Origin of the sequence: Phascolarctobacterium faecium, from assembly GCF_003945365.1 — a bacterium.
Classification (GTDB): Bacteria; Bacillota; Negativicutes; order Acidaminococcales; family Acidaminococcaceae; genus Phascolarctobacterium; species Phascolarctobacterium faecium.
In genome coordinates, this window is record NZ_AP019004.1 from 1,415,618 (window position 1) to 1,430,269 (window position 14,652).

The 14,652-nt window shown below is 49.9% G+C and carries 14 protein-coding genes and 1 other annotated feature; all 14 genes read left to right on the plus strand.

Annotation, left to right across the window (positions count from 1 at the left end; all coding sequences use genetic code 11):
* Positions 1–113: 113 nt before the first annotated feature.
* The 14 genes from PFJ30894_RS06945 to ileS all read left to right on the plus strand — a co-directional run bounded on the left by PFJ30894_RS06945 (position 114) and on the right by ileS (position 14,547).
* The gene (locus PFJ30894_RS06945; RefSeq protein WP_021717667.1) at positions 114–590 is read left to right on the plus strand and encodes an NfeD family protein; all 477 of its coding nucleotides are present in this window, start codon (positions 114–116) and stop codon (positions 588–590) included.
* Between the two features lie 16 nt (positions 591–606).
* On the plus strand, positions 607–1,608 hold the full coding sequence (gene floA, locus PFJ30894_RS06950; RefSeq protein WP_021717668.1) for a flotillin-like protein FloA: 1,002 nt from the start codon (positions 607–609) through the stop codon (positions 1,606–1,608).
* Between the two features lie 44 nt (positions 1,609–1,652).
* Positions 1,653–2,090 carry a hypothetical protein gene (locus tag PFJ30894_RS06955; protein WP_113077117.1) on the plus strand — a complete coding sequence of 146 codons (438 nt, stop codon included), beginning with the start codon at positions 1,653–1,655 and terminating at the stop codon, positions 2,088–2,090.
* 46 nt (positions 2,091–2,136) lie between these two features.
* Entirely contained in the window at positions 2,137–2,817 is a 681-nt protein-coding gene (locus PFJ30894_RS06960) for a hypothetical protein (RefSeq protein WP_113077116.1), read from the plus strand.
* 27 nt (positions 2,818–2,844) lie between these two features.
* Entirely contained in the window at positions 2,845–4,329 is a 1,485-nt protein-coding gene (pap, locus tag PFJ30894_RS06965) for a polyphosphate:AMP phosphotransferase (protein ID WP_044491646.1), read from the plus strand.
* Positions 4,330–4,364: 35 nt separating this feature from the next.
* Positions 4,365–6,101 (plus strand): radical SAM protein, encoded by a 1,737-nt coding sequence (locus PFJ30894_RS06970; RefSeq protein ID WP_125669374.1) that lies wholly within the window; start codon positions 4,365–4,367, stop codon positions 6,099–6,101.
* Positions 6,098–6,898 (plus strand): peptidoglycan editing factor PgeF, encoded by an 801-nt coding sequence (pgeF, locus tag PFJ30894_RS06975; RefSeq protein WP_125669376.1) that lies wholly within the window; start codon positions 6,098–6,100, stop codon positions 6,896–6,898. The genes PFJ30894_RS06970 and pgeF overlap by 4 nt, the downstream gene beginning before the upstream one ends.
* A 53-nt stretch (positions 6,899–6,951) precedes the next feature.
* The gene (locus tag PFJ30894_RS06980; protein ID WP_125669378.1) at positions 6,952–7,650 is read left to right on the plus strand and encodes a YggS family pyridoxal phosphate-dependent enzyme; all 699 of its coding nucleotides are present in this window, start codon (positions 6,952–6,954) and stop codon (positions 7,648–7,650) included.
* A 22-nt stretch (positions 7,651–7,672) separates the two neighbouring features.
* On the plus strand, positions 7,673–8,236 hold the full coding sequence (locus PFJ30894_RS06985; protein ID WP_113077363.1) for a cell division protein SepF: 564 nt from the start codon (positions 7,673–7,675) through the stop codon (positions 8,234–8,236).
* Positions 8,224–9,051 carry a pyrroline-5-carboxylate reductase gene (gene proC, locus PFJ30894_RS06990; protein WP_125669379.1) on the plus strand — a complete coding sequence of 276 codons (828 nt, stop codon included), beginning with the start codon at positions 8,224–8,226 and terminating at the stop codon, positions 9,049–9,051. Before PFJ30894_RS06985 ends, proC begins: the two co-directional genes overlap by 13 nt.
* A 3-nt stretch (positions 9,052–9,054) precedes the next feature.
* On the plus strand, positions 9,055–9,840 hold the full coding sequence (locus PFJ30894_RS06995; protein WP_021717677.1) for a YlmH family RNA-binding protein: 786 nt from the start codon (positions 9,055–9,057) through the stop codon (positions 9,838–9,840).
* Positions 9,841–9,858: 18 nt separating this feature from the next.
* Positions 9,859–10,776 carry a DivIVA domain-containing protein gene (locus tag PFJ30894_RS07000; protein ID WP_021717678.1) on the plus strand — a complete coding sequence of 306 codons (918 nt, stop codon included), beginning with the start codon at positions 9,859–9,861 and terminating at the stop codon, positions 10,774–10,776.
* Between the two features lie 14 nt (positions 10,777–10,790).
* On the plus strand, positions 10,791–11,462 hold the full coding sequence (locus PFJ30894_RS07005; RefSeq protein WP_113077108.1) for a histidine phosphatase family protein: 672 nt from the start codon (positions 10,791–10,793) through the stop codon (positions 11,460–11,462).
* A 44-nt stretch (positions 11,463–11,506) separates the two neighbouring features.
* Positions 11,507–11,725 (plus strand) — a binding site (T-box leader).
* 35 nt (positions 11,726–11,760) lie between these two features.
* Positions 11,761–14,547, plus strand: coding sequence for an isoleucine--tRNA ligase (ileS, locus tag PFJ30894_RS07010; RefSeq protein ID WP_125669381.1), 2,787 nt, complete (start codon positions 11,761–11,763; stop codon positions 14,545–14,547).
* Positions 14,548–14,652 lie beyond the last annotated feature (105 nt).

Here is a 14,652-nt window from a genome sequence, read left to right on the forward strand (position 1 = left end):
CAAGAACAAACCCCGCCGCCGGTGGGGTTTGACTTTTGTAAAAGAATAGTGAAATTTGCCTGTTAGGTAAGTTTTTTGGTATAATATAACGATACGAAGGGAGGTAAAAGCCTATGCCAATCGAATATATTTTACTGGGCGTCGGGATCGTGCTTTTGGGAATCGAAGCAGTGGTGCCGGGGTTTGGCTTTTTTGGCGTTACGGGTCTGATCTCGCTGCTGGCAGGCTCATATTATCTGCTGGGCGGCGGCGCTGAGGCCGCGTATATTTTGCTTGGTGTTGTACTGGCACTGGGCGCAGTAGTTGCCCTGCTGTTTGTTTATCTGCCCGCCGAAAGCAAGTGGAATCCCTTTGTTTTATGGGAGAAACAAGAGAACCGTCACGGTTATACAGGTGCCGAGGATCACTCGCAGTATCTTGGTAAACGTGGAGAGGTCGTAGCACCGCTGCGTCCTGCGGGAACTGTCATCATCGACGGCGAACGTGTCGACGTGGTGAGCTTTGGCGATTATATCATGCCGGGCGCATTGGTAGAGATCGTGAAAGTGGAAGGCAATAAACTGTTTGTTCAGGAAGTAAAAACTAACTAGTAAAGGAAGTGTTGTGATGTTTGATTTTTTGTTTAACGGCGGGTTCATGTTTATCCTGATCATTGCCGGTATCGCCGTATTTTTGAATTTTGTACCGCTGGCGCTGTGGATCTCGGCTATCGCTGCCGGTGTCAACGTTGGTATTTTCAATTTAGTGGGTATGCGGTTCCGCCGCGTGCCGGCTTCCCAGATCGTGCTGCCGCTTATCAAAGCCAATAAGGCAGGTCTGGACGTCAATGTCAATCAGCTGGAAGCGCATTATCTGGCAGGCGGTAACGTTGACCGTGTCATCGATGCGCTGATCGCTGCTCACAGAGCTCAGATCCCGCTGTCTTTTGAGCGTTCCTGCGCTATTGACCTTGCCGGACGTAATGTGCTGGAAGCAGTACAGATGAGCGTTAACCCCGAAGTAATTGAAACGCCGGTAGTTTCGGCAGTTGCTAAAGACGGCATCGAACTGAAGGTCAAAGCCCGCGTTACCGTACGCGCCAATATTGACCGTCTGGTCGGCGGCGCCGGTGAAGCGACTATTATCGCCCGTGTCGGTGAAGGTATCGTTACTAATGTTGGTTCTGCTGTTAAACACAGCGATGTATTGGAAAATCCTGATTTCATTTCGCGTACCGTTTTGGCTAAAGGACTTGACGCAGGTACTGCTTTTGAGATCCTGTCTATTGATATTGCCGATGTCGACGTAGGCCGTAACATTGGCGCCGCTTTGATGACTGACCAGGCTGAAGCCGATAAACGAATCGCCCAGGCCCGCGCCGAAGAACGCCGCGCAATGGCAGTTGCTAAAGAACAGGAAATGAAAGCCTATACCCAGGAAATGCAGGCGAAGGTCGTCGAAGCTCAGGCCAAAGTACCGACTGCGTTGGCAGATGCTTTGGAAAACGGCCGTTTAGGCGTGATGGATTACTACCGCATGAACAATATCAATGCTGATACTGATATGCGGAAAATGATTGCCGGTTCCAGCCCTGAAAATAGCGGCGAAAAAGGCAGCAACCCGAAATAAGCCGACTGTATGAGCCGGTTATTGTATTGAGATGAGGCGAATGTATGGACAATTTAATGCTGTTTTATCCTCTCATCGTACTGTTGTTTTTTATCTTTTTCGATGTCCGTAACCGCAAGAAGCGTCCTGCGCCGCCACCGCAGCAGCCTGCTGATTGGCAGACGCAGCTGCCGGAGGAAAGGCAGGGGCGCGGCTATGAAGGTGAGGACGAAGAAGCTGTACCGTGGTATGTGGAGTTTCCTGAAGACCGGGCGCCCAAAAAGCAGCCTGAGGCGGAAAATACCTGTCAGGAACCTGCACCGGCAGCAGAAGCTGCTGTTCCGGAACCCTTGTATAAACGTTTTGAGCCGCAGAAGCCCCAGCCTGCCTTTAAAGGCTTTCGCAGCCGCGGGACAGTAGCTGAAGATGTACGCTATGGCTTTGTGATGGCGCAGATATTGGACAAACCTCGGTCGCTGAAACCGTACGATGATAGTTTTTGATAATTGGGCAAGATTATTTTTCTAACGAAAGAAGTGTTGTTAGTTAATGAATAAAAAACTTGCTGCTGTACTGCTGGCTGGAGCGCTGCTTTTTGGGGCCGCTCCGCTGCAGGCACAGGAAAGTTCTTCAATCGATGCCGTTACTGCCGGCGTAGCCGATACAGGCAGGGCTGACAAAGAGGCAGAGAAAAAAATAACTGCTTCGACAGTGCCTTATTCGGTGGCGGTGCTGCCGTATATCGACCAGTCGGGCATGGATGAAAAGGGCCGTAAGGTAGCGGCTAATTCTATCAAAGACGCGCTGAAAGAGAAATATCCGCCTGCTAAAAAAGGCGGCGTGAATACCGTTGCCAGTGCCAAAGCTGTTGCTAAGGCGATGCAGAACCATCCGTTTGAAAACGCTGACGCGCCGGTATTGGCAGAGCTTGTTGCCGTTGGGAAAGAGCTGGGCGTCGACCGTGTGATCTACATGGAGATGGAGCCGCCGCGCAACAAGGAAACCGGCTTTATGGTTATCGTCGGCAGTCAGACTTATAGTTCAGTCATTACCATGAAGCTGAAATGTGTGGATGTAAAAACTGAGAAATATCTGTTCAACAGGATCGTGGAGGAAGTTGGGTCATCGTCGGCCGTAGCTTTTTGGAAGATCGGCGGCGCGAGCCAGAGCAGGGCAGTAAAGAAAGGTGTTGCTGCCTGCATGACTGAATTTTTAACTGCTTTTGACTGATAATCTATAGAGAACAAGGTGATATTGGTGTTAGAAAAAATCGATTTAAAACAAAGCCTGAAAAAAGATGCCTATAATGAAAAAATGAGTTATTTTGAAACCAGGCTGGGAGAACTGCAGCGTGCTTGCCGCGCTGCTGGTATTCCTGTAATAATTTTGTTTGAAGGCTGGCGTGGGTCACAGCGCAGCGTCATCATCAATCATATGATGCAGCAGATGGATGCCCGCGGGTTCAGAGTTTATTCGGCTTCAAAAATGGCGGATGAAGAACCGGACCAACCTTTTTTTGAGCCTTTCTGGCGGCAGCTGCCGGCAAAAGGCAATATGGCTGTGTATTACCGCAGCTGGTACTATCTGAAAAATGAATATACCTTTGACCGCGATGCGGATCAAGTTAAAAGAATAAATACGAGCTACAGGCATATCAATGCTTTTGAAAAGCAGCTGACTGATGATAATTATGTGCTGCTGAAATTTTTTGTACACGTTTCCGAAAAACAGCTGAAGGCTAATGTGCAGAAGGCTGAAAAAACCTATGGTAAAGGCTGGAACAAGGTCAGCGAAAGCGATGATGATTTTGTAGATTATCAGCGGTATCTGGAAATCTACGAGAAAATGTTTATCGACAGCGACCGGCCTAATGCCCACTGGTATCTGATCGCCGGCGACGATACGCGTTTTGCCGAGGTCTCGATATTTGATGTGATCGTACAGCGGCTGGAACTGGCGCTGGCCGAAGCGGAAGCCCGCAGACAGAAAGCCGGGCAGCAGCTGGTGTTGCCGCGTACCGAGATCTACGACGTTTTATCAAAGGTCGATCTGTCCAAAGAAATCGCAAAAGCGGAATATAAAGAGAAACTGGATAAATACCAGTCCAAACTGAGTATTTTGCAGTATGAAATGTATAAAAAGGGTATTCCTTCGGTCTTTGGCTTTGAAGGCTGGGATGCAGGCGGTAAGGGCGGAGCGATCCGTCGGCTGACGGCAGCTCTCGATCCGCTGGGGTATTCGGTGAACCCGGTAGCGGCTCCCAACGTGGTAGAGAAATCTTTTAACTATCTATGGCGTTTTTGGACACGCTTTCCCAAACAGGGAGAGATCGCCATTTTTGACCGTACCTGGTACGGCAGGGTCATGGTAGAACGTATCGAAGGCTTTGCAACGCAGGATGAATGGGGGCGGGCCTATGCCGAGATCAACGAGATGGAAGCCCAATGGGCGGAATACGGTACGGTGATAGGCAAATTCTGGCTGCAGATAGATAAAGACGAGCAGTATAAACGCTTTAAGGAGCGGGAGCAAAATCCGAACAAGGAATGGAAGATCACTGACGAAGACTGGCGCAACCGTGAGAAATGGGATGCCTATGAAGCGGCTGTGAACGAAATGCTGGTGCGCACAAGTACTGATTATGCACCGTGGACGATAGTGGAAGGCAATAATAAATATTATGCCCGCCTGAAGGTGTTGAAAACGGTGATCGAAATGTTTGAAAAACGGTTGAAGGACTAACAGCACACTGAGAGAGTATAAACGAGGTAGACAAGTTGACCTGGGAGCTTAAAAATGCGTTGAAAGAAATAGTTGCCCGCGAGAGCGGGGTACAGGTATTTGCGCCTGGCGCGCGGAGGCCGGTGGCCTTTATTTACCCCAATACTTATCATCTGGGGATGTCGAATCTGGGACTGCATATCCTGTATCAGCTCATCAACAGCCGCGGCGATTCAGCCTGCGAACGTTTCTTTCTGCCTGACAGCAAGCTCTTAGCAGAGCATAAACGCACGAAAACGCCGCTTTTATCACTGGAAACACAGAGGCCGCTTGCAGATTTTGAAGTTATCTGCGTGATGATGTCATTTGAAATGGATTATACCAATTTACTGACTATGCTGGCGCAGAGCAATGTGAAGCCTGAGGCGGCAGCACGCGGCGCCAAAGAACCGCTGGTGATCATCGGCGGTCCCTGCGCGACCTTCAATCCTGAGCCTTTAGCAGGGGTTGCCGATGCTTTCGTGATCGGTGAAGGTGAAGAAACTGTCAATAAACTGCTGGACGCTGTTTATGAAGCCAGGGACAAAGGCCTGTCTAAGGAAGATACACTGTTGGAGCTGGCGCAGCTGAGCGGCATCTATGTGCCGCGGTTTTATAAGCCGCAGTACGATGCTGGCGGTATGTTCTGCGGTATGCTGGCGTCACCGCAGGTGCCTGCCAGCGTAAAACGTCAGTGGGTACGTGAACTGGATAATTATCCGCAGACATCGGCAATTATGACAGATGCGACTGAATTTGAAAATATGTATATCGTCGAAGTAGCACGAGGCTGCGGGCGGCATTGCCGTTTCTGCATGGCAGGTTATTGCTTCCGCAAACCGCGGGCGCGCGATCTTGAGCTGCTGCTTGCTAAAATACGCAACCGTCCGCCACAGACTAAAAAGGTCGGGCTGATGGGGGCCGCGGTATCTGATTATCCGTACATCAAAGAACTGACACAGACACTGGTAGATGAGCAGGTACCTTTTACGGTAGCCTCTCTGCGGGCCGACACTTTAGATGTAGAGCTGACGCAGGCTTTGGCTGCCAGCGGTCAGAGGACGATGACTGTGGCTCCGGAAGCAGGCAGCGTGAAAATGCGTAATATCATCAATAAAGGCATTACCGAAGAACATGTTTTTAATGCCATAGAACTGGCAGCGGCAGCAGGTATGAAAAATATCAAGCTGTATTATATGCTGGGCCTGCCGGGGGAAGCTGACAGTGATATCGAAGAAATGATAGCGATGATCGGTCGGGTACGAGAAAAGATGGATGCCGCCCTTAATAAAGGCGATCTGATAATTTCCGTGAATGGTTTCATCCCCAAGCCGTTTACACCGTTTCAATGGTCGCCGCTGTGCGATGTCAAAACCTTGAAACGCCGTTTTAAAATGCTGGAAACCGCTTTTAAAAAAGCGAAACATATCCAGGTGCAGACAGAATCCTTGAAGGAAACTGTTCTGCAGGCAGTTTTGGCAAGGGGTGATCGCAGGATCGGCACCGCTTTACTGGAAGCCTTCCGCAGAGAAATGCCGCTGAAGCAGGTGCTGAAAGAGCAGGGACTGGATATAGAGGAACTTGCTGCTGCTGCTTACGAGATCGGCAGGCCTTTGCCCTGGCAGCATTTGGATATGGGCTTTACCGAAGCTTATTTGATCAGCGAGTGGCAGAAGGCGCAGCGGGAAGAATTTACACCGATGTGTTTTGACTTATGCCGCCGCTGCGGTGTTTGCGGGGAGGCACAGGTATGAGTTTCAGATTAAGAAATAACGGGCCGGTCTGGCTGGGTGAATTTACGGCGCTGACAGAAGCAGGATTCAGCAACGGCTGCAGCTGCCGTCTGCATGGAGCAAGCAGTATTGTGCCGGACGGATTCAACCTGGCGCTGCATGTGGGCGATGAAGCAGAGCTTGTAAACGCCAACCGCAGGCAGTTTGCGGCGGCGTTGGGTGTGGATGCGGCAAGGTTTACTACCTGTGCCCAGGTGCACGGCAGTAAGGTCGTTTGTGTGACAGAAGGCCTTATCGGCAGCGGCGCTGTGGATTTTGCCGATACTATTGCCGACACTGATGCTTTGATCACCGATTTGCAAAATGTGCCGCTGCTGCTGTTTTATGCAGATTGCGTACCGGTTTTGCTGGCTGATACAGAAACCGGGGCTGTGGGACTGGCGCATGCAGGCTGGCGCGGCAGTGTGGAGGAGATCGCCCTCAAAACGGTGCAGATGATGTGCCGTCATTATGGCTGCAACCCGGAAAAAATGCTGGCGGCGATCGGACCGTCGATTGGCAGCTGCTGTTACGAAGTAGACGATAAAGTTCTGACGGCGGGTGCAAAATACCGTGAGTGTTTTACGCTTAAACCAAATGGTAAATATCATCTGGACTTATGGCTGATGAATAGATTACAATTAGAAGCAGCAGGACTGGAGCGAGGTAATATCCACTGTGCCGCGACATGTACCTGCGATAATCGGGAACTGTTTTTTTCCTATCGTGCCGAGTTGGGTAAAACCGGGCGCATGGGCGTAAGCATTTGCCGAAGATAAAAAAGGAATAATAGTTTTTGTGGCGAATATAAAACTTTTAGGAGGTCTTTATTTTGTTAAAAGACAATCTGCACAAAGTACAGACCCAGATCGCCGAAGCTTTGAGCCGGCGAACTGAAACTAAACTGACCGGCGATAAGGTAACACTGGTCGCCGTAACTAAAAATCATCCCGTAGACGTGGTGCTGGAATCGCTGGCGCTTGGTGTGACTAATATCGGCGAAAACCGGGTGCAGGAAGCGAAGGAAAAACGCACTATTGTGCCTGACCGCGGCGTCTGGCATCTGATCGGCCATTTACAGACCAATAAAGCCAGGCAGGCCGTCACCTTGTTCGATCTGATTGAATCAGCTGACAGCGAGCATCTTTTGGCTGCGCTGGACAAGGCGGCTGGACAGCAGCATAAGCAGCAGGATATTTTGCTGCAGCTCAACATCGCCCGCGAGGAGCAGAAGACAGGCTTTTTGATTGAAGATTATCTGGCGGTATTGCCGCAGCTGGACGAATATCAAAACCTGCGTGTACGCGGTTTGATGGTTATTGCGCCGCTGTGCGATGATATAGAGGAAACACGCCCCGTTTTTAAAGAAGGTTACCGCTGTTTTTGCGAGCTGCGTGCGCAGCGGACCGGGATCGAGCTGCTGTCGATGGGTATGACTCACGACTTTACAGTAGCTGTTGAAGAAGGGGCCAACATCGTGCGTGTGGGTACGGCCTTATTTGGTAAGCGCGATTACAGTAAAAATAAATGAGCATGAAGGTATGGTGAAATGTATGAAATTTTTTGATCGTATCTCTGAAACATTAGGTCTATATGAAGAGGAAGATGATGAACTTTTAGAGGAAGAGGAACCCGTAAAAAAAGCTGAACCAGCTCCTAAACGGATTCCCCGCAGCACACCTGCCGTCAGCAGGGCAGCACTTCCCCCCGAGCCTGACGCTTTGGAAAAAAGCGAAAGCAGAAGCGAAGCGCCGGCCGAGAAAAAATCCTTCTTCAGCAAAAAGAACGTCCAAAATTCGCCTGAAGGCAAAACCATTTCCATGCCGCTTGCTCAAAAGCAGGTCAAGGTAGTAGTGCTGGAACCGGCTAATTTTGACGATTCGCAGAAGGTTGCCGATTATCTGCGCAACAACCAGCCTGTAGTAGTGAACTTTGAAGGTACTGAAGGCCTGGTGACCAAAAGAATGACCGACTTTATCAGCGGTACTATTTACGCTTTAGGCGGCAGTATGAAAAAAATCGGCCGTAATATTCTGGTCTGTGCCCCGAAAAACGTAGATATCGACGCCAGCGTCAACATTTATGATGAAAAGGGTGGTCAACCGTGGAAAAAATAACAGCTCAAACCGGCCCGCTGGCTTTTATCGGCGGCGGCGCTATGACTGAAGCTATCATCAAAGGTATTCTGGGAGCCGGACTGGCTGACCCGGGTGAGATCTTTGTCGGCGAGCCGTCAGCGGCACGCTGTGAATATTTACAGAAAACCTACGGCATTAAAGCATCTGGCGATAATAAATCTGTGGTAAAAGATGCAGGGTTGATCATTCTGGCAGTAAAACCGCAGGTTGTTGATGTGGCGATCACTGCTGAGCTTGCTGCAGCAATGCCGCCGCAGGCAACGGTGCTTTCAATCATGGGCAGTGTCGATCTGGCAAAGCTGCATCAGGTAGTGCCGGGACATGCGGTCATCAGAGTGATGCCCAATACACCGCTGGCAGTAGGTGCGGGGATGACGGCGATTGCGCCTGACAGCAAGGTCAGCTCCGAGATGATCGACGCCGCTAAAACTATTTTTGGTTCCTGCGGCGAGGTCGAAGTAGTGGCTGAAAGTGCTATCGAAGCGATCACGGCGGTATCAGGCTGCGGTCCGGGCTATGTCTTTATGCTGATCGACGCTCTGGCAGATGCTGGCGTTAATGCAGGCCTGCCGCGGGCGCTGGCGATCAAGCTGGCCGCCCAGACATTTGCCGGCAGCGGCAAAATGGTGCTGGAAACAGCATTGCATCCGGCGCAGCTGCGCGATCAGGTAACTTCGCCAGGCGGAACTACCATTGCCGGTATCCATGCTCTGGAAAACCGCGGAGTGCGTGCGGCGATGTATGATGCTGTACTGGCCGTGCTGGAACGCAGTGAGAAATTGAAGGGTAAATAACCAATGGCAGATAGAGAAAAGATTTTAAGATATTTTCGGGCCGGCGGCGATGAAGAACTGGCAGCCAAACTGCTTGATCTGGCGGAAGGGGCTCATAGAAGCCGAAAATTCCGCGTCAGCGATTTTCTTGATCCGCATGGCTGTAATGTGGCCGAGATCGTTGCGGCCAATTTTGAAAATGTGAAGCTGGAAACCAGCGGCGGTTTTAAAAATGCCGAGCGAATGAAAGTTGCTTTTGTTGCCGAAGACTTTTTTGGTCAGCCGGATTTTGGCATGGTCTGTTTTAAAGTCGAATGGGACAAACGCTATTATGAACTCAGTCACCGCGATATTTTGGGAGCTTTTATGGGGATGGGCTGTAAACGCGAGATTTTGGGCGATATTATTTTTATCCCTGAAGGAGCACAGTTCGTAGCCGATAAATCTTTTACTACTTACATTATGAACAATCTGACGCAGATAGGTTCTGCCCCGGTTTCACTGACCGAGATCACAGAAGCTGACCTGCTGCAGAAGGAAGAAAAGGTCAAGGTCATCAGCGCTACAGTTGCAGCTTTAAGGCTGGATGCCGTTGCTGCTGCAGGATATGGCGTATCCCGGTCACGTATGGCTGACGAGATCAAAGGCCAGAATGTTAAAGTAAACTGGAAAGAGGCCAAGAACGCAGCCCAGCCGGTCAGCGAAGGCGATATCATTTCTTTCCGCAGCCGCGGCAGGGTAGAAGTAGCCGAGATCAGGGGCACTACCAAAAAAGGTCGTTTAAGCATCACGCTGAAAAGATATATTTAATGGGGAGGGTATCACGATATGTTGACACCGTTAGATTTAAACAATAAGAACTTTTCCAAAGGCTTCCGCGGATATGACACCGAAGAGGTCGATGAGTTTTTTGCCAAAGTTGCCAAGGATTTTGAACGCCTGTATCAGGACAACGTAGAGCTTAAAGATGCTGTGGAACGCGTCAGCGCCAAACTGGAATACTATCAGCAAATGGAATCCACCATGCAGAACACTTTGGTCATCGCACAGGAAACTGCCGACGAAGTGAAAAAGAACAGCGAGCAGAAGGCTGCCCTGCTGGAGCAGGAAACTGCCATGAAATGCAAAGAGATCACTTCTGAATGCCAGGCTGCTGCTGCTAAAGCAAAAATGGACGCTGAAATCGCGGCGACTCAGGCCAGGACAGAAGCAGAAGCTTATGCTGAAAAACTGCGCAGCGAAGCTGAAAGTGAAACTACAAAATTGCGTAACGACACGCTGGCGGAAATTGCCAGACTGCGCGGCGAAGCTGAGGCCGAGCTGAAGCAGATGAAAAATGAGACTCAGAATTTTGTAGACAAAATGCGCAGTGCCGCCGAAGTAGAAGTCGCTAAAATGAAAGTAACTACAGAGGATCTGTGCAAAAAAATGTCGTCGCAGGCAAAAGACGAGGCCAGCGATGTTTTGGCACAGGCACGTGCCGAAGCACAAAAGCTGACTAGCGAAGCCGACGAACGCTACAGAACGATGATCGCCGATGCCGAAGAACGTTCCAGAACGCTTTTGGCTGACACCGACGAAAAAGTAAGAAAAATGATTTTTGAAGCAGAAAACAAAGCTGCTCTCGCAAAAGGTATCTTTGAAGATCAGGTCAAAAAGGCCGCTGTGCATCGTCAGCATATGATGAGCATTTTGGAAGGCCAAATGGAGCTTTTGAAAAACTTTAGCGAAGATACTGAAAAATAAGCGAGGTCGGCAGCATGATTATTTTGGTACGCCACGGTGAAGCAACTCATCATACAGAGCATTTGACAGGCGGTTGGACCGATTCGGAGCTTACGGCTGCGGGAAAGGTTCAGCTGCAGGCCGTTGCGTCCAAATTAGCCAAAGATTTTGCAGGGCAAAGCCGTGATCTGCGGATCCTGACCAGCGATTTGAAGCGGGCGGAAGAATCAGCCCGGATCATCGCCGCCAGGCTGGGAATCAGTAAGCTGGAACCGTATGAATTTTTGCGCGAAAAAAATAATGGACAGGCGGCAGGCTTGACTGAAACGGCTGCCAAAGCTTTGTATCAGCAGCCGCCGACCTTAAAGGAACTGCATCACCGCAACTATCCGGGCGGCGAAACGCGGCAGGAATTTTATGACCGTAATGTGCAGGGCCTGATAAAATGCGCTGATCTGGAGCGGGAAAATCTTCTGATCGTAGCCCATAAAGGCACGATCCAAAACATCATTTTCCATTGGCTGGGGCTTGATATAGCTGCCGTCAACGTTTTAAATTTTTCTGTCGATATCCTGCCGTCCAGCGTGACGGTCCTGGGAATCAACAAATGGCGCGAACATGCTGTGTTCAGGCTCAACGATACCTCACATCTGCATACTGACAGCGGTTATGGCATCTTTGAGTTTAAATATGGCAAATACCATTGACTATAACTTGTATAATGGTGTATAATGACTTTGTTTTAATAAAAGCAGCAGCGATGACGAAGACAGTAGCCTGCCGGGCACAGTCAAGCGAGTCGGGGACAGTGCGAGCCCGACCGGAAAGATGGCAGGGGAAGATCACTTCAGAGCTTCTGGGCTGAAAACAGTAAGCCCGGACGGGTAACACACGTTATGGTGTTTCGAGTGGCAGGCAGCTTAAGTCTGTCATGAGGGTGGTACCACGGGTTTATAGTCTCGTCCCTTTTTGGGAGCGGGGCTTTATTTTTTTGGAGGTGTACACATGGATTACAGCAAGACCCTTAATTTACCGGAAACTGAATTTCCGATGCGTGCCGGTTTACCGGAACGCGAACCCGAATTTTTGAAATACTGGGAAGAAAACAAAATCTATGAAAAGAAACAGGAACTGCATGCGGGCCATAAAAAATTTGTCCTGCACGACGGTCCGCCGTACGCTAACGGCAAGATCCATATGGGTACGGCTTTAAACAAGATTTTGAAAGACATCATTATGAAATATAAATATGCGCAGGGATTTGATACCCCGTATGTTCCCGGCTGGGATACCCATGGTATGCCGATCGAGCACGCCGCTATCAAAAATCTGGGACTGAACCGCCATGAGCTTGATACACTGGTACTGCGTAAAGAATGTCACGACTACGCTTTAAAATGGATCGACGAGCAGCGTACCGACTTCAAACGTCTGGGCGTTCTTGGAGATTGGGATCATCCTTATATCACCATGACCCACGATTATGAAGCTGTACAGATCCATGTTTTCGGCGAGATGGCAAAAAAAGGTTATATCTATAAAGGTAAAAAAGCTGTTTACTGGTGTCCGCACTGCGAAACCGCTCTGGCAGAAGCTGAAATCGAATACGGTGAAGAAAAGTCGCCGGCGATCTTCGTAAAAATGCCGCTCGTCAAAGACAACGGCATGCTGCCAGAAGCAGCTCAGGGCAAACCGGCCTATATCGTTATCTGGACCACTACTCCGTGGACCATGCCTGCCAACGTAGCGATCGCGCTGCATCCGGACTTTGAATATGCCTGGGTAGAATGCGAAGGCGAAATCCTGTTTATGGCCAAAGAGATGCTGGAAGCCGTTGGCAAGGTCTGCAAAAAAGACCTCAGCAATATCATCGGCACCTGTAAAGGTAAAGATATGGAATATGCTGAATGCAGACATCCGTTTGAAACTATTGACCGCAAATCCTTAGTCGTTTTGGCTGATTATGTTACGCTGGAAGCCGGCACAGGCTGTGTACATACCGCTCCCGGACATGGCGCCGACGACTTTGAGACCGGCGTTCGCTACAATCTGCCGATCATCTGCCCTGTTGACGGCTCAGGTAAACTGACAGCAGAAGCCGGTGTGGATTTTGCAGGCATGTTCGTTTTTGATGCCAACGTACCCATCATCAAATATCTGGCCGGGCTGAACCGCCTGTTTGGCAAAGAAAACATCCGCCATCAGTATGCACACTGCTGGCGCTGCAAGAACCCCATCATCTACCGTGCGACCGAGCAGTGGTTCGCATCTGTTGACGGCTTCCGTGAAGAAGCCCTGAATGCTATTGCCAATGACGTGCAGTGGATCCCGTCCTGGGGCGAAGCACGTATCCATAATATGGTCGCCGACCGTCACGACTGGTGCATTTCCCGTCAGCGTGTCTGGGGCGTACCGATCCCGATCTTTTACTGTGAAGACTGCAACGAACACCTGGTCAACGACGATACTATCAATGCTGTTGCCGACCTGTTTGCTAAAGAAGGCTCTGATGCCTGGTGGGCTCATTCTGCTGAGGAGATCCTGCCGCAGGGCACCAAATGCCCCAAATGCGGCGGCACTCATTTCCGCAAAGAATCTGATATCATGGATGTATGGTTCGACAGCGGTTCTTCCCATGCAGCAGTCTGCAAAACCCGTCCCGAACTGGCATGGCCTGCAGATATGTATCTGGAAGGCAGCGACCAGCATCGCGGCTGGTTCCAGTCTTCACTGCTCACTTCCGTTGCTACCGAAGGCAAAGCGCCTTACCGCGCAGTTCTGACGCATGGTTACGTTGTTGACGGCGAAGGCCGCAAAATGTCTAAATCTGTAGGCAATACTGTTGCCCCGCAGGAAGTTATCGCCCAATATGGCGCCGATATCATTCGTTTGTGGGCAGCTTCCTCCGATTACAAGGCTGATATTCGTATCTCCAAAGAGATACTGAAACAGCTCTCTGAGGTTTACCGCAAGATCCGCAACACCATTCGCTATATCCTGGGCAACACCAACGATTTCAATTATGAAACCGATAAAGTTGAATTTAAGGATATGCTGGAGCTGGATCGTTGGGCTTTGATGCATATGCAGCTCTTGAAAAAAGAGGTTTCCGCAGCTTATGAAAGCTACGACTTCCATGTGCTCTATCATGCTATCCATAATTTCTGCAGCATCGAGATGAGCAGCTACTATCTGGATATCCTCAAAGACCGCCTGTATGCATACAAGGCCGATTCCTTTGAACGCCGCAGCGCTCAGACTGCAATGTACGAGATCATGCTGGATCTGGTCGTAATGATCGCGCCCGTACTCAGCTTCACGATGGAAGAAGTATGGCAGTTCATGAAAAAACCTGCTTCCATTCCTGAATCCGTATTCATGATGCCGTGGCCAGAATGCAAGGAAGAATATATCGACGAAGCCCTGGAAAGCAAATGGGATAACTTCATCGAGATCCGCAGCGAGATCACCAGAGTTCTGGAAGGTGCCCGCCGCGCTAAAACTATCGGCCATTCTCTGGACGCTAAAGTCGAGCTGCATGCTACAGGCGAAGCGCTGGCGATACTCAGATCCGTTGAAGGTGATCTGGCGACACTGCTGATCGTATCGCAGGCTAAACTGGTGGAAGGTTTGGCCGGCGGCGTAGAAGCGACCGGACGTGAAGACCTGAAAGTAACTGTTCAGGCTGCGGAAGGCGAGAAATGCGAACGCTGCTGGATCTATAGCGATACCGTAGGTAAAGATGCTGAGCATCCGACTGTGTGCGCACGCTGTGCGGCAGCTTTGAAATAAGTAAAACTGCATAATAAAATTAAAATGCAATACCGGACAGATATCTGTCCGGTATTTTTTTGCTGCAGGCCTTATCGTTAGCAAAGGATCTTTATCATAATTGTC

Coding starts and splice junctions, on each gene's coding strand:
- PFJ30894_RS06945 (WP_021717667.1), top strand. CDS start 114: ATGCCAATCGAATATATTTTACTGGGCGTCGGGATCGTGCTTTTGGGA.
- floA (WP_021717668.1), top strand. CDS start 607: ATGTTTGATTTTTTGTTTAACGGCGGGTTCATGTTTATCCTGATCATT.
- PFJ30894_RS06955 (WP_113077117.1), top strand. CDS start 1,653: ATGGACAATTTAATGCTGTTTTATCCTCTCATCGTACTGTTGTTTTTT.
- PFJ30894_RS06960 (WP_113077116.1), top strand. CDS start 2,137: ATGAATAAAAAACTTGCTGCTGTACTGCTGGCTGGAGCGCTGCTTTTT.
- pgeF (WP_125669376.1), top strand. CDS start 6,098: ATGAGTTTCAGATTAAGAAATAACGGGCCGGTCTGGCTGGGTGAATTT.
- PFJ30894_RS06985 (WP_113077363.1), top strand. CDS start 7,673: ATGAAATTTTTTGATCGTATCTCTGAAACATTAGGTCTATATGAAGAG.
- PFJ30894_RS06995 (WP_021717677.1), top strand. CDS start 9,055: ATGGCAGATAGAGAAAAGATTTTAAGATATTTTCGGGCCGGCGGCGAT.
- PFJ30894_RS07000 (WP_021717678.1), top strand. CDS start 9,859: ATGTTGACACCGTTAGATTTAAACAATAAGAACTTTTCCAAAGGCTTC.
- PFJ30894_RS07005 (WP_113077108.1), top strand. CDS start 10,791: ATGATTATTTTGGTACGCCACGGTGAAGCAACTCATCATACAGAGCAT.
- ileS (WP_125669381.1), top strand. CDS start 11,761: ATGGATTACAGCAAGACCCTTAATTTACCGGAAACTGAATTTCCGATG.